At 51.1% G+C, this 20,527-nt stretch carries 17 protein-coding genes; 14 read left to right on the forward strand and 3 right to left on the reverse strand.

The genetic code is table 11. The features are described from left to right. Positions 1 to 107 precede the first annotated feature (107 nt). The gene (locus tag J4772_RS12575) at positions 108 to 308 is read left to right on the forward strand and encodes a hypothetical protein (protein ID WP_209075456.1); all 201 of its coding nucleotides are present in this window, start codon (positions 108 to 110) and stop codon (positions 306 to 308) included. On the opposite strand, the gene J4772_RS12580 is transcribed toward J4772_RS12575, so the two are convergent. Beyond that, complete coding sequence (locus J4772_RS12580; RefSeq protein ID WP_209075457.1) at positions 305 to 544, reverse strand: hypothetical protein; 240 nt, start codon at positions 542 to 544, stop codon at positions 305 to 307. The two genes, J4772_RS12575 and J4772_RS12580, sit on opposite strands and share 4 nt — an antisense overlap. Positions 545 to 726: 182 nt before the next feature. Between J4772_RS12580 and J4772_RS12585 the strand changes: the two genes are divergently transcribed. The 6 genes from J4772_RS12585 (at position 727) to J4772_RS12610 (ending at position 7,254) form a co-directional block, all read left to right on the forward strand. Beyond that, positions 727 to 1,503: a CPBP family intramembrane glutamic endopeptidase gene (locus tag J4772_RS12585; protein WP_209075458.1), complete on the forward strand. Its 777-nt coding sequence runs from the start codon at positions 727 to 729 to the stop codon at positions 1,501 to 1,503. Positions 1,504 to 1,534: 31 nt separating this feature from the next. Further along, on the forward strand, positions 1,535 to 2,695 hold the full coding sequence (locus tag J4772_RS12590; RefSeq protein WP_209075459.1) for a sensor histidine kinase: 1,161 nt from the start codon (positions 1,535 to 1,537) through the stop codon (positions 2,693 to 2,695). After that, positions 2,695 to 3,363, forward strand: a complete 669-nt coding sequence (locus J4772_RS12595; protein ID WP_209075460.1) for a response regulator transcription factor — start codon at positions 2,695 to 2,697, stop codon at positions 3,361 to 3,363. The genes J4772_RS12590 and J4772_RS12595 overlap by 1 nt, the downstream gene beginning before the upstream one ends. A 153-nt stretch (positions 3,364 to 3,516) precedes the next feature. Then, positions 3,517 to 4,548 (forward strand): ABC transporter substrate-binding protein, encoded by a 1,032-nt coding sequence (locus tag J4772_RS12600; protein ID WP_209075461.1) that lies wholly within the window; start codon positions 3,517 to 3,519, stop codon positions 4,546 to 4,548. Between the two features lie 3 nt (positions 4,549 to 4,551). Further along, positions 4,552 to 5,301 carry a ferric iron reductase gene (locus tag J4772_RS12605; RefSeq protein ID WP_209077123.1) on the forward strand — a complete coding sequence of 250 codons (750 nt, stop codon included), beginning with the start codon at positions 4,552 to 4,554 and terminating at the stop codon, positions 5,299 to 5,301. A 183-nt stretch (positions 5,302 to 5,484) separates the two neighbouring features. Beyond that, complete coding sequence (locus J4772_RS12610; protein ID WP_209075462.1) at positions 5,485 to 7,254, forward strand: helix-turn-helix domain-containing protein; 1,770 nt, start codon at positions 5,485 to 5,487, stop codon at positions 7,252 to 7,254. Positions 7,255 to 7,340: 86 nt separating this feature from the next. On the opposite strand, the gene J4772_RS12615 is transcribed toward J4772_RS12610, so the two are convergent. Both J4772_RS12615 and J4772_RS12620 read right to left on the reverse strand, forming a co-directional pair. Continuing rightward, positions 7,341 to 8,819, reverse strand: coding sequence for a M81 family metallopeptidase (locus tag J4772_RS12615; protein ID WP_209075463.1), 1,479 nt, complete (start codon positions 8,817 to 8,819; stop codon positions 7,341 to 7,343). Then, positions 8,819 to 9,211 (reverse strand): RidA family protein, encoded by a 393-nt coding sequence (locus J4772_RS12620; RefSeq protein ID WP_209075464.1) that lies wholly within the window; start codon positions 9,209 to 9,211, stop codon positions 8,819 to 8,821. Before J4772_RS12620 ends, J4772_RS12615 begins: the two co-directional genes overlap by 1 nt. A 317-nt stretch (positions 9,212 to 9,528) precedes the next feature. Here J4772_RS12620 and J4772_RS12625 point away from each other — a divergent pair, with 317 nt between their 5' ends. The 7 genes from J4772_RS12625 (at position 9,529) to J4772_RS12655 (ending at position 20,496) form a co-directional block, all read left to right on the forward strand. Continuing rightward, on the forward strand, positions 9,529 to 9,858 hold the full coding sequence (locus tag J4772_RS12625) for an ArsR/SmtB family transcription factor (RefSeq protein WP_209075465.1): 330 nt from the start codon (positions 9,529 to 9,531) through the stop codon (positions 9,856 to 9,858). After that, positions 9,855 to 10,253: an SRPBCC family protein gene (locus tag J4772_RS12630; protein WP_116061177.1), complete on the forward strand. Its 399-nt coding sequence runs from the start codon at positions 9,855 to 9,857 to the stop codon at positions 10,251 to 10,253. Before J4772_RS12625 ends, J4772_RS12630 begins: the two co-directional genes overlap by 4 nt. Positions 10,254 to 10,380: 127 nt before the next feature. Beyond that, positions 10,381 to 12,636: an ATP-binding cassette domain-containing protein gene (locus J4772_RS12635; protein ID WP_209075466.1), complete on the forward strand. Its 2,256-nt coding sequence runs from the start codon at positions 10,381 to 10,383 to the stop codon at positions 12,634 to 12,636. Between the two features lie 16 nt (positions 12,637 to 12,652). Next, positions 12,653 to 13,360 carry an FAD-dependent oxidoreductase gene (locus tag J4772_RS12640; protein ID WP_209075467.1) on the forward strand — a complete coding sequence of 236 codons (708 nt, stop codon included), beginning with the start codon at positions 12,653 to 12,655 and terminating at the stop codon, positions 13,358 to 13,360. Positions 13,361 to 13,410: 50 nt separating this feature from the next. Beyond that, a complete protein-coding gene (locus J4772_RS12645; protein WP_247741078.1) occupies positions 13,411 to 14,553 on the forward strand; it encodes a cysteine desulfurase family protein in 1,143 nt (380 codons plus the stop codon). Between the two features lie 161 nt (positions 14,554 to 14,714). Beyond that, complete coding sequence (locus J4772_RS12650) at positions 14,715 to 18,284, forward strand: S-layer homology domain-containing protein (RefSeq protein WP_209075469.1); 3,570 nt, start codon at positions 14,715 to 14,717, stop codon at positions 18,282 to 18,284. Positions 18,285 to 18,669: 385 nt separating this feature from the next. Further along, positions 18,670 to 20,496 carry an APC family permease gene (locus J4772_RS12655; RefSeq protein ID WP_209075470.1) on the forward strand — a complete coding sequence of 609 codons (1,827 nt, stop codon included), beginning with the start codon at positions 18,670 to 18,672 and terminating at the stop codon, positions 20,494 to 20,496. Positions 20,497 to 20,527 lie beyond the last annotated feature (31 nt).

Raw genomic sequence — 20,527 nt, forward strand, 5'->3', positions numbered from 1 at the left:
AAATGTTACCATCGACGAACGGGCAACCTTTCTACGATCAGTGCGTCTATAAGCGTACAAAAGGACAAGAACGGCTGCTCACGGGAGGCGGCGGTGGAGGAATACGGATGAAAAAAGCGCGTGCGATAGTCATGATAGGTTTAGTTGCTTTGGCGTTGGCAGGGTGTCAAGCGGCATCGCCCGAGCAGGGGGGCAGGGGGCGTCTCATAGGAGACGAGCCGATGGTTCAGAAGGCGGTCGTCGTCGGGCAAGCGGATAATAAGGATATGGGGACGGCCGAATGCTGGACATCTTTACGCGCTTTTTAGAGGCGAGGTGAGGAGGGGCTGGAACGCAGCGGGCATTCCAGATGCGGGCAGTCGTCGCTCTCGCGCCTCCTTCTCCCGTATCCGAATAGTTTGCGAAGCCAGACCGCGCCGTTACGGCGCGATCTGCCGTGTTCCCGCTCCGCTTCGCGCGCCGCGCGCGCCAATTCGAGCTCGCAGATCAACTGCTCTATCTCCGCTTGACGAATATCGTTCAATTCTTTCAGATGGTTTAACATAAGGTTCACTCCTTGCTCTCAGTTATGGCTTCATTATGCTGGAGAGAAAAGAGGAATAAAAGTGAACAGTTTTTATTTTCAATTTCACCTTTTCGCTTTTATGACGATCGTCAATTATCATATGACGGTCTTTTTTATTATGGTTATAGCATAATAAAAGCGTCGTAGGAGGAGTTGGAAGAGTGAGTAACGAAACAGAAGTAAAGCAATACAGCGTTAGTAAAATAATAGGCTTATGGGCATTGGTAGCTTTGCCGATGGCTTTCTTCCGATTCGTGTTGATGCCGCTTTTGGCGCCGGTCGTCAGCATTCATCCCGGCATTTTGTATTGGCTGTTTATGATTCTCGGCATGATCTGGCAGTTCGCGCTATCCGTCTTGATTCTGAGAAGAGAGTTAGGCCGATTGACTTGGCGGAAGCTCCAAAAGCGATTATGGCTGAATCATCCCGTGCAACCGAAAACGAAGAGAACCTACAAACTCGCCTATTCGTTTACGATTCCGATCATCCTTTACGCTTTTTTCTTTGAAAGCTCGGGCTTGTTTTCGTTTATGGAAGAGGCGGTTAACCGGCTGTTCCCTGCGTTGGCGCCCAAGAGTTATACGTTGATTGAAAATTTGGCGACTCCCGAATTTGAGGGCGCCTGGTACTTGCTTGGCATCGCGCTTATCAGTTGTTTGTTTAATTACTTGCTGGGGGAAGAGCTGTTTTTTCGCGGAGTGCTGCTGCCGCAAATGAGGGGAGCATTCGGAAAATGGGATTGGGCAATGAACAACGTATTGTTTGCTGCCTATCACCTTCATAAAATCTCGGAAATCCCGTTATTCCTCGTCGGATCGCTCTTCTACGGCTTCTTAAACGTCAAATATCGCAGCTTCTGGCCGTCCGTCATCATTCACGGGGTGGAAGCCATCCCGCTGCTGGCGGCTGTCGCTGCAGTTGTTCTAGGCTTGATCTGAAGCCATTTACCGTTACAGGATGTGTGAGACCATGCAGATTACAACCGTTCAAACGCTTAGCGATACAAAACTATCGAAGGCCTTTTTTTACGGGTTGTCTTGCGCTTACGTGGTTTTGCTGTTGCTTTACGTTGCCCTCTCGCAAGCGAAGGGGGCCGCGATCGTTGGCGTGCTAATCGCGCTATATTTCGCCAGACATTGGGAGCGCGTATTGAATCATCCCAAGTATCATCCGATCGCAGTCGTCTCTCCATTGGCCGAAATCGTCATCCTGTTCGTATTGTTTCTGCAAAGCGGAACAGGGATCGAGACGATCGTTTTTGTTCTTTTCGCGGCGGATATCATTCTTCATTACAAGTCGTGGTACGCGTTTCCTTTTGCCTATGGCGGATTTGTGACCTATTTGGTGCTGTGGCCCAAGGACGGCTCGGACCTGTGGCAGCATGCATTCGATCTGCTGAGCTACTCCTGTCTGGTCATTCCGATCTGGAGCACAAAGCTTCTGCTTAATCAAAGAGATATAAATTTTCGGTTAAACGAAGCGCTGCTGCAGGAAGCGAAAATGCGGGAGGAGATGGGGGCCTTAAAAGAAAGAACTCGGATCGCGGAAGAAGTCCATGATACGGTGGGACACAATTTGACGACAGCGATCGTTGCTCTGGAGGGCGCAGGCCTGCTATTCGACCAACGCCCGGAGGAGGCCCGCCAGAAAATCCGCGTCGCGCGCGAGCAATTAAAGCAGGGGCTCGGCAACATCCGCCAGGTCGTCAAAACGTTGAAAGCAACGGATGGGTTTGCCGGCGGACTGGGTCTGGAGCAAGGGATTCGCACCCTCATTATCGATACCGAGAAGCAGACTGGCGTTCGCTTTCATTTGGGTTACGAGGTGAAGTCTGCGCTGATTTCTCTTCAAGAGTATGTAATGATTAATGTCGTTAAGGAATCGATCACCAATGCGCTTAAACATGGCCGGGCCAGCGTAATCGAGATTGTCGTGGTGGAGAGACAGGAGACGATTCATATGAACGTTAAGGACAATGGGCAAGGGAGCGCTTCGATCGTTTACGGCTTTGGCCTGAAATCGATGGAGGGAAAAATCGAGGCGGTCGGCGGACAATTCAGCGTGCAAAGCGAACCCGGTAAGGGGTTTGAGCTTCATATCCGAATGCCGATCGCAAAGGGGGACGGGTAATGGACGGAGCGGCGGAAATCAGCGTTATGTTAGTGGACGATCAGAAAATATTGCTTGAAGGGCTGGAGACGTTGATCTCGTTGCGCTCGAACATCAAGATCGTTGGGACGGCGCAATCCGGCGAAGAAGCGTTGGAACGGCTTCGCGAGGTCGTTCCGGACGTTATTCTGATGGATATTCGCATGCCGGGCATGGGGGGCGTGAAAGCGACCGAAGCGATACTGGAGCGCTATCCTCACATGATCATTCTCATTCTGACGACGTTCGACGACGACGCTTATATTATAGAAGCGTTAAGCAACGGGGCTTCCGGGTATTTGCTTAAAGATATCGACGGGGAGAAGCTGGTGCAGTCGATCCACGATGCGCTGTCCGGCAATTTGCTATTGACCGGGAAAGTGGCGAACAAGCTTGCGCTTAACATCCGCAAGCAAAACAAGAGGTTGGGCCAACTCGGCGAGGAGCTTGAGTTCTCGACGAGGGAGCTTGATCTTGCCAGGCTGCTGGTGAGGGGACACAATGCCAAGGAAATGGCCGAAAAGCTGTTTTTGACGCAGGGGACGGTCAAAAACTATTTAAGCGACATCTATGCCAAGATCGGTACCAATGACCGCGCCAAAGCGGTCCTGATATTGGAGCGGTATTTATCCGCATCCGACGGCAAGTAAAAAGGTCGACGATGCAGAGGATACCCGTTCAGATTGTCGCAAAATTACAAGCAGTCTGTCGCGAACTTTCATTCGAATTGAGCCGAAAACCAAGTAAAATTAGCTACGACAATGAGAATCATTATCACAAACTTCGAAAAAGGGGATTAGAAAGTGAACAGATTTCGTAAATCGGCTCAATTCGCAATAGGGTTCATTTGCTTGGCGCTTTTACTGACGGCGTGCGGTTCGGGGAGTAACGAGGGCAAGAACGAAAGCTCTCCAAGCACGACCCCGGCGGCATCTCCGTCTTCTTCGCCAACCGAGGCTCAGAGCGCTCCTCCCGCATCTGAAGATAAAGGCACTTTCCCCGTGACTATTACGCACATGAAGGGCGAATATACACTCGAGAAAAAACCTGAGGTTATTGCAGTTCTGGATACTAAATTCGTCGACCAGCTGATTGCGTTGAACGAACAGCCGGCAGGAAGCGTCACGGCCGCCGGCTCCGATACCGATTTCCCGGAATATTTGAGCGATCGGTTAGAGAACGTGAAAGTATTGGGGACGCGCGATGAACCTAATCTGGAAGCGTTGGTGGCGCTTGGCCCGGATTTGATTCTGATGACGGACTTCCAAGAAAAGGTGTACGACAGCGTTAGCAAAATCGCGCCGACTCTGGTGTTGGATTTCTATGAGGATTGGCGCGCGACGTTGGAGACGATGGGGAAAATAACCGGCAAGCAAGCGGAGGCGCAGACGGTTCAGCAAGCCTATGAGGAGAAAACCGCAAAATTGAAGCAACAGCTTGCCGACAAACTGGGGGATGACACGGTAGCGCTGATTCGTCCAAGAACGGAAGGGATTCGCGTTCATACTTCCCAGCATCGCACGGGCTCGATTCTCTATACGGATCTGGGTTTAAAGGTTCCTGAATCTGTAGCGGCAGTAGACGACACGGCTTATGAGATTTCACTGGAGGCCGTTCCCGAGATCGGCGCCGACCATTATTTCTTGTTGTCGGATGCCATGTTCGCGGAAGCAGTCAATGAACTGGAAAGCACGAAGGTATGGAGCTCCTTGGAGCCTGTGAAGAGCAATCGGGTATATCGGATCGACAGTACCTTGTGGATTGCCTATTACGGGCCGATCGCGAATAATCTGATTGTCGATCAGGCCGCGGCCGCTCTGTTGGGGCAGCCGTAAGAGATGGATCCTTTTTTGACCTCCGATACTTGGCAAGAACTGTGCGGCGACTACAGCTTGAAGATGGGGGACGTTCCATCGTCCTGCGTCAAAACGCTGGCTTTAAGCGAACTGCTTAAAGAAGAGCCGTGCAGAGCGTATTTGGAGTGGCTTAAGGAACATATCGGTTCTCCGAGCCTTAGCGTTGCTTCCTCCATGCTGGTGAAAAGGGTGGCCTATCTGCTCGTCGCTCCGATTCTCAGCGCTATGACCTACCACGATAAAGGGATTAAGGTTGAGCTGGACCAATGCCGACTTTTTCATCCGAATGCTTCGGCTGCCGGTACCGCTTTTCCGTTTATGGCCCTGTCCAATGTCCAGGTTACGGCACCCGAAGTCGGGAAGAGAGAGGCATGGCGGGCAGAGGTCGTCAGACAATTATTCGTCGAAAGTCTGAGTCCGATCATTAAAAGATTAGCCGCAGCAGGCTCGGTATCGAAGGCGATTTTGTGGGAAAACGTAATGGCGCGAATCAATCCGGTGTATGTACACCACGAAGCTCAAGAGGGAGAGCAATGGCAGCGAATGCAGGACGATTTCCACTTTATGACGATAGGCTCTTCGGGCGAGCTGTTCGGGATGAGGAGAAATCCGCTCAGCTCTTTTACGGAGCTGGATGCAGAACATCGCATTACGGGGCGAAGCAAGCGTCTGACTTGCTGTCTCTATTATCAAATGGCGCCCGAATATTGCTTAAAGTGCCCCAAACCATAATTAGCTGTAACCGGCAGTCCGGCGTTGTTCTCTACAACAGCCGGACTGTTTTTTCAACGAAACGGAGTTGATAAATTGAGCATACGATTACCGGTTCGGACTATAGCGCATAGGAATTGACTGTGAGAATCGTTATCAATTAGAATGTATGAAGAGAACAAAAGGCTAAGATAGAACGATTCCATGATGAAACTCGGTTTGGAGATGTGGGAGATGGAGCTGCTGCAACAATTGTCGCTATGGAACGATACCGCAATCAGATTGCTTGACGTTCAACGGCTAAGCGTGCTGCCGGGCAACGATCTGCGCAATTATAGATTGCCGGCAAACCTGCTGTTTTTTACGCGTAACGGTCACGGAAAACTGCTAGTAGACGGGACTTCTTATACGGTTGCTCCCTTTTTTGTGTGCCACGCAGGCAAAGATGCCGTTATCGATCTTGCGGCGACTGCGGAGCCGATTGAATATGTTGCGATTTATTATAGCGCCGAGCTGCTGCAGTCTGCCGCAAGAGACCCGGCTTTTCGCTATGAGGAACGCCATGCGCTGCAGCTTTCGTTCGGATTCAGTCCGGCCAAGCGCTTGTCGCACCATCAGATAGTGGAGCAAATCGAGCACAAGTGGAGCGCAAGACAAGGACTTGAAAGCTTCCATGCCCATGCGCTTCTTCAAAGCCTGCTCTACGAGCTGCTGAAGCAGCTGCAGACGGAAGGCTATCAAACGCCTACAGAGGCGGTTAGTCTTGTTGCGAAACATATTGACGCGAACTACAACAAGCCGTTAAAGCTGGAAACGATGGCGGAGCTTGTGCACTGCAGCTCAAGGCAGCTGCAGAGGTGGTTCAAGCAACAGAAGCAGCTCGGACCGATGGAGTATGTCATTAAGGTCAGAATGGATCACGCGGCACAGCTGCTTCAGCATACTTCGGCAACCGTTCAGGAAATCGCCTTAAGCGTCGGATACCGCGATATGTACTATTTCAGCAATGCTTTTAAGAAATATTACGGAACGGCGCCGCAAGATTACCGCCGAGCTGCCGCTGCTATTCATGTGCATGCCTTGCCAGCTTCAGCAGCCCGCGACGGAGCCGTATCCAGCTATAGAGCAAACGACGGGTTGGTCGTTAGACACGCCAAAGGGGAGCTTCGTTTACAGAGGTCGCCAAAACGCATTGCCGTGCTTGATGTTCAATATGCGGATCAGTTGATTACGCTGAATGAATTGCCAGCTGGCAGCGTGGGGATTGGAGGCTCGGCGATCAGCTGTTTTCCCGATTATTTGCAAACCCGCTTAGGGCAGTTCAGAGCGCTGGGAACGTGCGAGCAGCCCGATCTGGAGGCCATTGCCTCGCTGCAGCCCGATCTCATTGTATGCACGCAGATGCATGAGGAGCTTTATGGACAGTTAAGCCGGCTTGCCCCAACCTTGATGTTCCATCGAAACGAGGATTGGCGCAAAATGCTGAGCCTATTCGGCGATCTTACAGGCAAGCGGCATGAGGCGGACAAAATGCTGCAGGAGTACCGCGACAAGACGGCGCGATTGTCGGACAAGCTGGCCGCTAAGCTGCAGGGCCAGCGCGTAGCGCTCATTCGGCCGCGCGACACGTTTATTCGTCTTCATACGGTCATTCATCGCACGGGGGCCATCTTATATGAGGATTTGGGACTGCCCGCGCCGTTTTTTATTGCCGGGGATTTCGTGTCCGATACCGCATACCACATTTCGCTGGAGTCGTTGCCCGAAGTAAACGCCAATCATTATTTTCTGCTTAGCAACGAGATGTTTAAGGAGCGGGTAAGCGACATGCAGCGCAGCGTCGTCTGGAATTCGTTAAGCGCAGTGAAGAAGCGGCATGTCTATACGGTGGACGCGTCGAGCTGGATCGGCTCTTATGGTCCGATGGGGATTAACCGTATTGTCGATGATGTGGCTCAATCTTTGCTAGCGTAGGCTCGGCGGAAGTGCAAAAAAACGATCGCGGTACACATCGTACGCAGCAATCGTTTTTTTGTTGGACGGTATTGTCGATGATTCGATTATACTCGAACGTGACTAGGGACTTCGTCGAACGGGTAAAGCGGTCTGTTCAGATGCTTATATTCAAAGTGATGCAAATTAGCGCTGCAGCACCCGGGAGAGTCGACGTAGATCGTCTTTTTGGCTATAGAGCCGAAAGCCGTTTGCCAAGCGATCGCCGATTTGGCGACGATAATCTTGTACTGTTCGGCGACGATTCCGGCATATTTGATATGCCCGATATCCCAAGGGGCGACACGTTTCTCCGTCAGCACGATCGTAAGGTTTCCGCTCTCCACAACGGCGGTCTGTCCCATATCGGCCATATGTCCGGTCATATAAGCGCCAAGATGACGGTACTTGCCGTCGAACAATAGTCTGATTTTGCCGCTCACCTCGACAGGTTTGCCGTGGAGTCGGTCGCTTTTACCGCCGATTTGTCCGGTGAACGAAGCTCCGACGCCAAGACGAAAAGCCTCAGTGACCGCTTCAACGTCACGAATGACAATTAAGGCGCTCTCTTGAACAGACACGAGCTGTTCCAGCACAAACGTAGCATCGGCAGGAGCTCCTCCGCCCACGTTATCCGAACCTTCCACCAGAATGACGGGGCCTTCCTGCTCCGCCAGAGCTGCCGCGACCGCTTCCTTGGGCGGCAATTGCTCGATTGCAAAAGATTCTTTTCTATCTACAGCCATCCGTGCAAGCTCTGCCGCAAGTTGGTCCGCAAGCCGCTGATCGTTGTTCGTGGTCACGATAAAGGTCATGCCGGCATCGGCCACATCGCTATAGGGGAATCCGCCTATGACCGTTACGTTTAGAACGCGAGGGTCTTCCTCCAGCTTGAAAGCGCGCTCCATAATCAGCTTCATGCTGCCTTCCTCAGTCATCATCGCCTGCGGCACAATCAGCATGCCCGTATGTTTGCTGCTGCGAGTCGGGGTTATTTGGCCTCCGATCGTATCCGCAAGCAGGCCGAACGCTTCCACAGCTCTTTCGTACATATCGACATGCGGATAGGTATCGTAGCCCACGATAATATCTGCCAGGCGCGTCATATCTTCGCTGACATTAGCGTGCAGATCAAGCGTCATGGCAATCGGGAAGCGATCGCCGACCTTGGCGCGTAAGCGTCGAAGACATTCGCCTTCGAAGTCCGGGTACTGCTCGGAGACCATCGCTCCATGCATAATCAACACTAATCCGTCTATTTCTTGCGGCAGCGTTCGCAGCAAATCGTCGATTAATTTATCCGCTGTTTCCGCTTCAATCATGCCGCTAGGAGTTGTGGATGTATAGAGTCCGACTTTAAGCTCTGCGCCATGCTGCACCGCAGCGTCTATAACGCCGCCCATAGAAGTACGGGTATGCAAATAGCGTCGTTCGAACTCCTCGTTTGTCACGCTTCGCTCATTGTTGAAATGCTCAAGAAGAGTCAGTCCCGGGGCAAATGTATTCGTTTCATGCAAAAGTCCGGAGACGGCGATGCGTAATGCCATTAAGCTTCACCCCGTATGGATGGCGCAAAAGCAACGGCCTCGATTTCAACCAAGTATTGACCGATTCCGCATTGAATCGAGGAGCGGGCAGGGTAGGGTTGTTTGAACATTTCGGAGTAGATGCGGTTATAGCCGGCGAAATCCTCCGGCCTGCTTACAAAAGCATTCACTTTGATAACATGATCCAAAGTCAGTCCCGCCGCCTGCAAAATGATCTCGATGTTGCGCAAACATTGCGCGGTCTGTTCTTCAATCGTATCTCCGACGATCTCGCGCGTCTGCGGATCGACGCCAACTTGTCCGGACACATAAACGAAATCGCCTGCGCGCAGAGCTTGCGAGAAAGGAAGCGGAAATAATGGTGCTTGATCCGTATGAATTTGTTGGGACATGGGTCATAGACTCCTTTACGAATGGGATGAATGCTGTCGACTAATAGCTTGCAACAGGTCGTTTCGATGAATAAAACCTTGGTTTCATTTAATGTAGCATGATGGTTTAAACTTGTAAATGCTTTAATTGTAAGAAGCTGTCCAGAGGCGTATCGTAAGGTACATGTATGAAGAATGGACAGCCGTAGGAAAATACGTTGACACGACACCAAACGGTGTCCTATAATCAAAACGTCACCATAAGGTGTCCAATCAGTCAGGTCCAGTCGGAGAAATTGACGGCTGTTCCTTGGGAATACTGCGTAGGAGAGGGTGTTGTGAACGAGAACAATCCGCTGCGAGACGTATTCGACGCGATTGCAGACCCGACCAGAAGACGACTGATTCGTATGCTGGCAGAAGCTGAAGAGAAACCTCTTCACGAGCTGACTTCACAGTTCGATATGGGCCGGACGGCGGTATCCAAACACTTGACGATTCTCAAAGTGGCCGGACTGGTGCTTGATCGCAAAGTCGGCAGAGAAACGAGATATAGACTAAACGCAGCTCCGCTCAGAGAAGTTCACGATTGGCTGGATTTCTACAGGAAGTTCTGGAACATGAATATGTTTAACTTGAATCTGCTATTAGAGGAGGAAGAAGAATGAGTCTATCCTTATCCCTGGATTTTCAATATACGACGACGATCGAGAAGCTTTGGTCCGCCCTGACCGACTCCAAGCAGCTTGCCAAGTGGGTGTTGGAAAACGATTTTAAGCCCGTCGTAGGCCATCAATTTCAGTTTCGCGCCCAGCCGAACGAGTATTGGGACGGCATTATCGAGGGCGAAGTGCTTATCGTAGAACCGCCAAGCCGTTTATCCTATTCTTGGGCCAGCGGAGGGGAGAAGCATACGGTCGTCTGGACGCTGGAGGAGTTAAGCGACGGGAAGGTGAATCTCCATCTCGATCAAACCGGTTTCTCGAATCCGTATGGCGTACAAGGAGCAAAGCAGGGCTGGAGCGCATGGTGCGGAGAATTGGAGAAGCTGTTATCGCAATAATCGCAACGGGCAATTGCGGCGAAAGAACCAGGAATCATTCACAGGGGCGAGATGAACCGGCTGCGCGACGTAAGCAGCCGGTTCATCTCGGTTCGGACAATCCAACAGTAATGGAAGGGTGTTGCACATGAGCGAAATTAATCAGGAGTATATCGTCATATCCGGAGCCAGGGAAAACAATCTGAAGAACGTTTCTTTGCGGATTCCCAAGCGGAAGATCACGATCTTCACCGGGGTATCCGGATCCGGCAAATCTTCGATCGTCTTCGATACGATCGCCGCAGAATCCACGCGATTGCTGAACGAGAACTTCAGCATGTTTGTACGAACTTTCCTGCCCCGCGTTCCGCAGCCGGATACGGATGCGATCGAGAATCTGAGCATGGCCGTTATCGTCGATCAGAAGCGTCTAGGGGGCGGTTCGCATTCCACCATGGGGACGATTACCGATATCTCTCCCATTTTGCGTCTGCTATTCTCTCGAGTGGGCCAGCCTTATGTCGGTCATGTCAATATGTTCTCGTTCAACGATCCGCAAGGCATGTGTCCGGAATGCAACGGGATCGGCCGCAAGCTGGGCGTCGACATGAGCAAGGCAGTGGATATGTCGAAGTCGCTTAATGAAGGAGCTCTTATGCTGCCCGACTATTCGATAGGCGGCTGGGAATGGAACATGATCGTGCAGTCGGGAAATTTCGATTTCGATAAGAAGCTTAGCGATTACTCGGAGGAAGAGCTGGAACAGCTGCTGTACGCCAAGGCCAGGAAAGTCCAGATGGATTTCGCGGGCAAAGCTATGAATATTACGGTAGAAGGCGTCCTTGAGAAGTTCACTAACAAATATATTAAACAGGACTTGAAGGCGAAATCGGAGCGCACGCAAAAAACCGTTGCACCGTACATTTCCGAGGGACCTTGTCCTGGGTGCCGCGGGGCAAGGCTCAGCCCGGCTACGCTTAGCTGCAGAATCAACGGATTTAACATCGCGGAGCTGTCCGCCATGGAGGTCGGTCAGCTGATTCGAGTCGCCCGAGAGATCGACGATCCGGTCGCTGCGCCCATCGTCAAATCGCTGACGGACCGGTTGCAGCATCTGGTGGATATCGGACTTGACTACTTAACGCTGAATCGCGAGACGGATACGTTGTCCGGCGGAGAGTCGCAGCGGGTCAAGATGGTGAAGCATCTGAGCGGCAGCTTGGTGGACGTCACTTATATTTTCGATGAGCCCAGCGTCGGCTTACACCCCCGCGATGTACACCGGCTAAACGAATTGCTTCAAAAGCTGCGCGACAAGGGCAATACCGTCATTGTCGTCGAGCACGATCCCGATGTGATCAAGGTGGCGGATCATATCGTCGACGTAGGCCCTCATGCCGGCAGCCGAGGCGGCAACATCGTATACGAAGGTAGCTTCCAGGGCTTGCTGGAGGCGGCTACGTTAACCGGTACTCATATGAAGCGGCCGCTCCACCTGAAGCAAGAGAACAGGCAGCCAAGCGGCAAGCTTTCGATCAAAAACGCCGCTCTGCACAACTTGCGGAACGTAAGCGTAGATATTCCAACCGGGGTGCTGACGGTCGTTACGGGTGTGGCAGGCTCCGGCAAGAGCACGTTAATAAACGACGTATTCCTCAGCCAGCATCCCGACGCGATCGTTATCGACCAATCGGCGGTAGGCGTGTCCACGCGTTCGAATCCTGCGACCTACACGGGCATAATGGACGATGTGCGCAAAGCATTCGCATCCGCGAACAAGGTCAATCAGGGCTTGTTCAGCTTTAACTCCAAGGGAGCCTGCGAGAACTGCCAAGGCCAGGGCGTCGTGTCTATCGATCTTTCTTTCCTGGACAGTGTGGACCTGCCGTGCGAAGTTTGCGGAGGAAGACGCTTCAAGGAAGAGGTGCTTGCGTACAAGCTGAACGAGAAGTCGATCGCAGACGTGCTGGAGATGACCGTCGAGCAGGCATTGCAATTTTTCCAGCAAAAAGAAGTTGTGCGCAAGCTTCAGGCAATGAGCGACGTGGGTCTGAACTATATTACATTGGGGCAGCCGCTTAGCACGCTTTCGGGCGGAGAATGCCAGCGCATTAAATTGGCTAGCGAGCTGCATAAGAAGGGCAGTATCTACGTGATGGACGAGCCGACAACCGGCTTGCACATGTCCGATATCGGCCAACTCATGGGAATCATGAACAGCTTGGTAGATGCCGGCAATACAGTGATCGTAATCGAGCACAACCTCGAAGTGATCAGCCAAGCGGATTGGATCATCGATATGGGACCGGACGGCGGCAGCAAGGGAGGAGAAGTCGTATTCGAGGGTACGCCTTTGCAGGTCGTACATGCAGAGCAGTCGATTACAGGAAAATATTTGAAATAGAAAGGAGAAGACGGGAATGGGCTTTTTCGCGGATTTTATAGCCGTGCTAAAAAAGAGAGAATTAGTATTTATTGAAAACCGGAAGGAAACGGACGAGGTGTATTCGTTTCTGTTTGAAAAAGGGAAAGATTTGACCTGGAACCCGGGGCAGTACGGCTTGTTCAGCATTACCCACAAGAACGTTAAGAAGGCTACGCGACCATTCAGTCTGGCATCTGCTCCCGTTGAGGATGTCGTCAGAATAACAACGGTCATCCGTGACAATCCAAGCGAATTCAAGCAAGCTTTGCTGGAATTGACTCCGGGAATGAAAGTTAAAATGAGCGGGCCCTTAGGGGCTTTTTCTCTCCGGGATAACAGCCCTTCGCTCCTCATTGCCGGCGGTATCGGAATTACGCCTTTTCGGTCGATCCTCAAACAAATAGAGGCGGAAGGGAATAAAGGCGGGAACCAAATTCATCTGCTCTATATAGACAGCGGAAAATCGTATGTATTTAAAGATGAGCTTGACCGGGCAGCGAACAACGCTTCGATAAGCGTAACTTATCTGGATTCAAGAGACGACTTGCGTCAGGAGACGAATAAGTTTATCGGCTTGCACAAGAACAACGGTAAATATTTGATTGCCGGATCCAAGTCATTTGTAGATTCCACTACGACTTATTTGAAGAATAATGAGATTTCCAAACAGAACATTATGAAGGATTCCTTTTTCGGATATTAATTGGATTTAACATTCGCGCTACCGCATATCGGATGGAGGAGGAAATAGGAGTGGGGGGAGTATCATGCGATACATCAGTAAAACGATTATATTTGGACTACAATGCCAGTACACCCTTAGCCGCTGAAGCGTTTGAAGAAATGCTGCCCTATTTGCAGCAATTCTACGGCAATCCTTCTTCATCGCATTGGGCCTCGGAATCGCTCAAACCGGCAATCGAGCTGGCAAGATCCCGGGTAGCAGCCTCTTTGGGAGCCTCATCTGACGAAATTGTATTTACGAGCGGGGGAACGGAAGCCAACAACCACGCTCTAAAAGGGGTTTTCTATGCGTCCCCGCATCGAGGCCGTCATATCGTCACGACTGCCATAGAGCATCCGGCGATTCTGAACCCTTGCGCTTTTCTTCATACGGTTGGAGCGGAGGTCACTTACGTTCCGGTCGACGAAGTGGGCAGGGTATCGCCCGAAGCAATAGAACAGGCCATCCGAGAAGATACGATCCTAATATCCGTCATGCATGCCAATAGCGAAGTCGGCACGATTCAACCGATTAAAAAAATCTCCGATATCGCCAGACGTTACGGCATTCCTCTGCATACCGATGCTGCGCAGTCCTTTGGCAAAATTCGCGTGAATGTGGAGGAGCTGGGCGTCGATTTATTGTCTATTGCCGGCCACAAGCTGTATGCGCCCAAAGGCGTCGGAGCGCTGTACATTCGGGCAGGAACGAAAATCGAACCCTTCATGCATGGAGCAGGACATGAATCCGGTAGACGTGCGGGAACGGAAAACGTGCCCTATTTGGTTGGACTGGGCAAAGCTGCCGAACTGGCTGCGGAACAGGCGTTTTCCTCGGAGGTTCGCGTACTTAAAGAAATTTTAAGAGAAGGCTTACAAGATGTTTTCGGAGAGAAGATTCGCTTTAACGGCGATCCCGAACACAGTCTGCCCAATACGTTAAACGCGAGTTTTCTAGGCCGGAACGGTCAAGACATTTTAAGACAATTTCCGGAGATCGCCGCTTCCACCGGATCGGCTTGCCATTCCGGAAGCGCGACTCTTTCTCCCGTGTTGAGGGCAATGGGGATAAGCGAATATGAAGGGTTGGGAGCCATTCGGATTAGTTTAGGCCGCTATACGACGAAGGAAGAAATCCAGAGCGTAATTGCATTGTTCCGCCAGCGACTTTGAATAGGCGCCGCCCCGAGAAAATAGAAGTGTTGGAGGAAGCCGCGAAGCCTTGTGCTTTGCGGCTTTTGTCGATTTATTCGACATTCTTTTATTATTCTTTTATTCGCTTTCATTATACTGTCCCTAAGATAGGAAACAGAATTTCGAGGGGAGTATACGAGATGTTGGAAACGACAAGAAAAGCGAAAATCTGGCTGTTGACGCTGGCGCTGCTGTTCGCAGTGTTCAAAAACGGCTTCGGAGAAGGCAAAGCTTATGCAGCCGGAGGCGATTTTGCGGGAGGAACCGGAGCCCAAGTCGATCCGTATCTGATCGAAACGGCCGACCAGTTGGATAAGGTACGGGGTTCATATCTGGATACGGGAACTTATTTTAAGCTCATCTCCGACATTGATTTAGGCGGATATGCGGCTGCAGGATGGAATTCTATCGGGGACAGCGTTACCCCGTTTTACGGCCATTTCGATGGAGACGGCCATACCATCAGCAGGCTTACGAATCATAACGGGGACAGCCTAGGACTATTCGGGGCATTATCGACCGGAGGCTGGATCGGCAACCTTAAGCTGACTGACGTATCCATTGTCGGAGACAGTCTCGTGGGCGGGCTTGTAGGCGATAACTATCAGGGAACGATCGACAATGTTTCTGTATCGGGCGAGATTACCGGAGTCGACTTGCTCGGCGGTCTGGTCGGTTACAGCTACGACGGAACGATTTCCAATAGCTGCGCAGCGGTAAAGATTACCGGGGAAAAAAAGGTAGGCGGCCTTATCGGCGAATTCATGGGGGAGATGAACGACAGCTGCGCGACGGGAGAGATTAGCGGAGATCGAAATGTGGGCGGGTTGATCGGCTATGCCGAGGAAGGGCAAATCCAGCGCAGCTATGCTTCGGGGAAAGTGTACGGTACGGATGAGGTTGGAGGATTGATCGGCAGAATCGAGGAAGGCGACATTAGCTATAGTTACGCTACCGGAGACGTCAGCGGAAATATGGATGTCGGCGGATTAATTGGCACTCAGATCAAAGTGACAACGAGCTACAACCATGCTGCCGGTAACGTGAGCGGCGATGCTAACTGCACCTCCATCGGCGGACTGATCGGATACAGCAATGATAGCAAAATTTTGTTCAGTTATGCGTTAGGAGAGGTCAGCGGGCTAGAGGATAGCAATAATGTCGGAGGACTAGCCGGTGTAAACTCTTACTGGAGCTTCGGGGAGATAAGCCACAGCTACGCCTTGGGAAACGTGGATGGGGGAACGAACGGTTTTAATGTGGGCGGTCTGGTTGGAGTCAATATGAACGGCACGATCAGCAATAGCTTCGCTTCGGGCGACGTGAATCGGAATTCGGGAGAAACCGGTTATTACGCAGGCGGGCTTGTAGGGGATAACACCTACGGAACGATTCAAGACAGTTACGCTTCAGGAACGGTGAGAGGAAACTATATCGTTGGAGGTCTAGTCGGCAATAATCCAAGCGATTTGGGGGGAGAGATCGTTCGAAGCTTCGCCATTGGCGACGTTGAGGGCGGCGGTATCGACAACATGAACATCGGCGGTCTGGTCGGCGATAATTCCTGGGGGAAAATTGTGGACAGCTACGCGGCCGGTAAGGTGAGCGGAAACGATGTTGTTGGCGGGTTAGCCGGGGGGAGTGACTCGGCGGAGATTTGGACGAGTTATTCTTATGGCGAAGTTACGGGGAGTACAAACACGGGCGGTTTCGTGGGAAGCGGAAGCTCAGCGACCATTGTCAATAGCTTTTACGATACTGAGAAGAGCGGACTGAGCATATCGGAAGGCGGGGCTGGCCTTATTACTGCCCAGATGCAAAGTCAAAGCTCATATGAAGCGGATGCTGTAAATGCGTGGGATTTTACAGCAACTTGGGGAATTGATCCTGTAATGAACGGGGGCTATCCGTATCTCAAATCCAGCCTTGTCATTTTGCAGTATGAGGATAACGATAGCACAACCGGGACGGCTCCCGCTAGCCAATCCTACGTACCTGTAACAGAGGTCAGCTTGCCCGGGGCAATGGATCTCGTCAAGTCGGGTCATACCTTTGTCGGTTGGAACGAGAAAGCGGACGGAAGCGGCGTGGGTTACAGTCCGGGCGATTCTTATAAGGTAAGAAAAAATACATCGCTGTATGCCCAGTGGATCGCAGTGACACTCAGCAGCGATGCGACGCTAACCTCCTCAATCGGGACAGTGAGCACAAATGGAACAGCAAGCGAGACAATTACGGCTGTACCGTACGGCACTACATTGTCTGCGTTCAAAGCTGCGATTAGTCCGGCGACCAATGCGTCGTTTGAAGTTTATGAAGCGAACGGTCTGACCGTGGCGACTTCGTTAGCATCCAACTATAAGGTAATCGTCACTGCCGAGGATGGCACCACTCAAGTGACGTACACCGTTACGGTCGATCCGGCTCCGCCGAGCAGCGATGCGACGCTAACCTCCTCAATCGGGACAGTGAGCACAAATGGAACAGCAAGCGAGACAATTACGGCTGTACCGTACGGCACAACATTGTCTGCGTTCAAACTTGCGATCACTCCGGCTGCCAATGCAACATTTGAGGTGTACGAAGCAGATGGAGTGACTGTGGCGACTTCGTTAGCGTCCAGCTACAAAGTTATCGTCACTGCTCAAGACGGAACAACCCGGGTGACCTATACCGTCACAGTAAAGTCAGCTCCGTCTAACCCAACCGCAGGAGGGAACGGGGGAGGAAGCTATACTCCACCGAGCAACAAGTTGATTCTTCAGCCAGGCAAATCAGGAGAATTGAGCTTGCTTGGGGAGATCACCGTCACTGTTCCGGTTGACGCTTCTGACAAAGAAGTGATTATTACGATCAATAGGGAAACGGACCCGCAGAAGCTGCTTTCGGATCACGATGTGCTGCTAAGCTCAGTATTCGAGGTTCTAAAGAATTTTAAGGATGAATTCAAAAATCCAGTTACGATTACAATCAAGTTCAACTCTACCAAGCTTCCGGCTGGACAGACGCCCGCTATTTTTTTATACGATGAGGCTAAAAAGAGATGGATGGAAGTACCGAACGGCCAAGTAAGCGGAGATCGCGTTTCTGTCAAGGTGCGTTCATTGGCCAAATTCGCCGTTTTCGCAACCCAAAGCCCTGTTGATCAGGAGACAAACAAGGAGCCTTTAGTGAAGTTAACAGACATTGCCGGCCACTGGGCGGAATCGAGTATTTTACAAGCCGTAAGAGAAGGGATTGTCGCGGGATATTCGGACGGCTCGTTCAAACCGAATCGGATCGTCACCCGCGCAGAGTTCGCATTGATGCTGATGAACGCATTGAAGCGAACGAACCAGGGAGGCGAATTGCTGTTCACCGATTCAGCCAAGATTGGCCGTTGGGCGAAAAACGCCGTAGCGCTTGCCGTAGAAGCGGGATACATTAACGGCTATCGGGACGGAACATTCCGTCCGAACTCGGCGATCACCCGAGCGGAGATGGCGATTATGGTCGCCAAGGTTCTAGGTCTGTCATCGGAAAAGGGGCTCGCAACCGAATTCAAGGATGACTTAGCCATCCCTGAATGGGCGAAAGGAGCAATAGTCTCTATTCAAGCGAAAGAGATTATGAAAGGCAGCCCGAACGGCGAGTTTGCTCCGGCGGCTAAGGCGACGAGGGCTGAGGCGGTAACTGTTTTATTAAAATTACTGGAGGCGATGGGGAAGTAAGCATCGAATGACAGGCGGCCGATGAGAAAAACATAAAGCTGTCGCCCAACCCCGGTGCCGATCAGACGATTCTGGGGCAAGTGCATTATCGAAGAGTCCGCTTTTCCTACGTGAAAAGCGAGCTCTTTTTTTATTCAAATTTCCCTTAGTAAGCGTATACAACAGACTTTATTCATCTCAAGGTCTGTATCCCTGCGTTATACTTTCATTTGCTGTGTCCGAAAATGCACAACACCCGCTTACTTTGCCTCAAAACGGCGTTTGATTGCCTAATAAGCAAGGAATATACTGCAAAAGGATCAATTCCCGCAGTCTGATCGTCACGGCCGAATTGAAAGTGAAGTACCAGCGCATTTTATAAGAATAACAATCGGCGGTGGCGCAAATGGGATCTCAAGTGAAAAGATGGCTGCTAGGAAGGCCGCTGAAATCCAAGGAATTAGGGGAACAGAAGCTTAGGAAAACAAAGGCGTTGGCGATTCTCTCTTCGGATGCCTTGTCTTCCGTCGCTTATGGTCCCGAACAAATTTTGCTGGTGCTCGTCACGGTCGGCGCAACTGCATTCTGGTATTCCATCCCAATTGGGATTGGCGTGCTGATCTTATTAACCGCCCTCATCCTGTCGTATCGCCAGATCATCCATGCTTATCCGCATGGCGGCGGCGCTTATGTCGTGTCTAAAGAAAATTTAGGGATTTTCTCCGGATTGATCGCCGGCGGTTCCCTGTTAGTGGATTACATCTTAACCGTAGCGGTAAGCGTGTCCGCAGGTACGGATGCCATTACTTCCGCGTTCCCCTCATTACATGAGCATAAGGTCGTCATCGCCGTTGTGTTCGTCATTTTGATCACCATTCAGAATTTGCGTGGCGTAACGGAGTCCGCTTCCTTATTGGCTTATCCGGTATATTTGTTTGTATTGGCTCTTTTCATCCTGATCGGGGTAGGGCTTTATAACATTGCCACAGGCGCGGTCTCGCCCGACCTGCACGCCTCTATCGGCACGCCGGTGGCGGGGATCAGCCTGTTTCTGCTTCTGCGGGCGTTCGCTTCGGGAAGCTCGGCACTGACCGGGGTCGAAGCGATTTCCAATGCGATTCCCAACTTCAAGGAACCCGCTCCGCATAATGCGGCCAAAACATTGATGTCCATGGGAGTTTTGCTGGCACTTTTATTCTCGGGTATTGTGTTTCTAGCTTATTACTACGGAATTTCGCCGCATGCTCAGGTTACGGTTGTCTCCCAAATCGCCGAAACGACCTTCGGACGTCATTTCATGTACTTCTTTATCCAAGCGACAACCGCTTTGATTTTGATTCTTGCGGCGAATACGGGATATTCGGCTTTCCCGCTGCTCGCGGTTAATCTCGCCAAGGATAAGTTTATTCCGAGAATGTTCACCGTTAGAGGCGACAGATTGGGGTATTCCAACGGTATCATTATGCTTGGCGTCCTGTCGATCGTCCTAATCGTCGCATTCGGAGGTCAAACCGAACAGTTAATCCCGTTATACGCCGTTGGCGTGTTTATCCCTTTTACTCTGTCCCAGACTGGCATGATCCTGAAATGGATTCGGCAAAAGCCGAAGGGCTGGTTCCCTAGACTACTCATTAATGCCACCGGAGCGCTGATTAGCTTCACCGTCACTATGATGTTCTTTTTAACGAAGTTTGCTCAGGTTTGGGCTGTTCTGGTATTTCTGCCGTTAATTCTGCTTTTTTTCTACCGTATCAGAAAGCATTATGAAGCTGTAGGGGATCAGCTGCGTTTAGCTACATGCGAGCCCGTTCCTCCGATTAAAGGAAACGTGGTTATCGTGCCGGTATCGGGAATTACCCATGTTGTGGAACATTCCCTTAACTACGCCCAATCGCTTGCAGCCGATCAAATTATTGCTGTGTACGTTCCGTTTGAAAGGGAAGAGGAGGTACGGTTCTCGGAAAAATGGAAAAAGTGGAGGCCGGACATTCGATTGGTGAGCCTTCATTCTCCTTATAGAAGCATTATTCAGCCGTTAAGCCGATTTATCGACGCTGTACAGCATAAAGCCGGCGAATCGGGCTACCAGGTTACGGTCATTATTCCCCAGTTCATTCCGAAAAAGGGATGGCACAATATTTTGCATAACCAAACGAGCTTAATGATCCGCACCTACTTGCTCCACCGCAAAGATGTAATTGTGACAACCGTTCCTTATCACTTGAAAAAGTAATAGGCGGTTTACAAGAAATCGAAAGGTGTCA

Source organism: Cohnella sp. LGH, assembly GCF_017671885.1.
GTDB lineage: Bacteria > Bacillota > Bacilli > Paenibacillales > Paenibacillaceae > Cohnella > Cohnella phaseoli.

Coding starts and splice junctions, on each gene's coding strand:
- J4772_RS12575 (WP_209075456.1), top strand. CDS start 108: ATGAAAAAAGCGCGTGCGATAGTCATGATAGGTTTAGTTGCTTTGGCG.
- J4772_RS12580 (WP_209075457.1), bottom strand. CDS start 544: ATGTTAAACCATCTGAAAGAATTGAACGATATTCGTCAAGCGGAGATA.
- J4772_RS12590 (WP_209075459.1), top strand. CDS start 1,535: ATGCAGATTACAACCGTTCAAACGCTTAGCGATACAAAACTATCGAAG.
- J4772_RS12595 (WP_209075460.1), top strand. CDS start 2,695: ATGGACGGAGCGGCGGAAATCAGCGTTATGTTAGTGGACGATCAGAAA.
- J4772_RS12605 (WP_209077123.1), top strand. CDS start 4,552: ATGGATCCTTTTTTGACCTCCGATACTTGGCAAGAACTGTGCGGCGAC.
- J4772_RS12610 (WP_209075462.1), top strand. CDS start 5,485: ATGATGAAACTCGGTTTGGAGATGTGGGAGATGGAGCTGCTGCAACAA.
- J4772_RS12615 (WP_209075463.1), bottom strand. CDS start 8,819: ATGGCATTACGCATCGCCGTCTCCGGACTTTTGCATGAAACGAATACA.
- J4772_RS12620 (WP_209075464.1), bottom strand. CDS start 9,211: ATGTCCCAACAAATTCATACGGATCAAGCACCATTATTTCCGCTTCCT.
- J4772_RS12630 (WP_116061177.1), top strand. CDS start 9,855: ATGAGTCTATCCTTATCCCTGGATTTTCAATATACGACGACGATCGAG.
- J4772_RS12635 (WP_209075466.1), top strand. CDS start 10,381: ATGAGCGAAATTAATCAGGAGTATATCGTCATATCCGGAGCCAGGGAA.
- J4772_RS12640 (WP_209075467.1), top strand. CDS start 12,653: ATGGGCTTTTTCGCGGATTTTATAGCCGTGCTAAAAAAGAGAGAATTA.
- J4772_RS12650 (WP_209075469.1), top strand. CDS start 14,715: ATGTTGGAAACGACAAGAAAAGCGAAAATCTGGCTGTTGACGCTGGCG.
- J4772_RS12655 (WP_209075470.1), top strand. CDS start 18,670: ATGGGATCTCAAGTGAAAAGATGGCTGCTAGGAAGGCCGCTGAAATCC.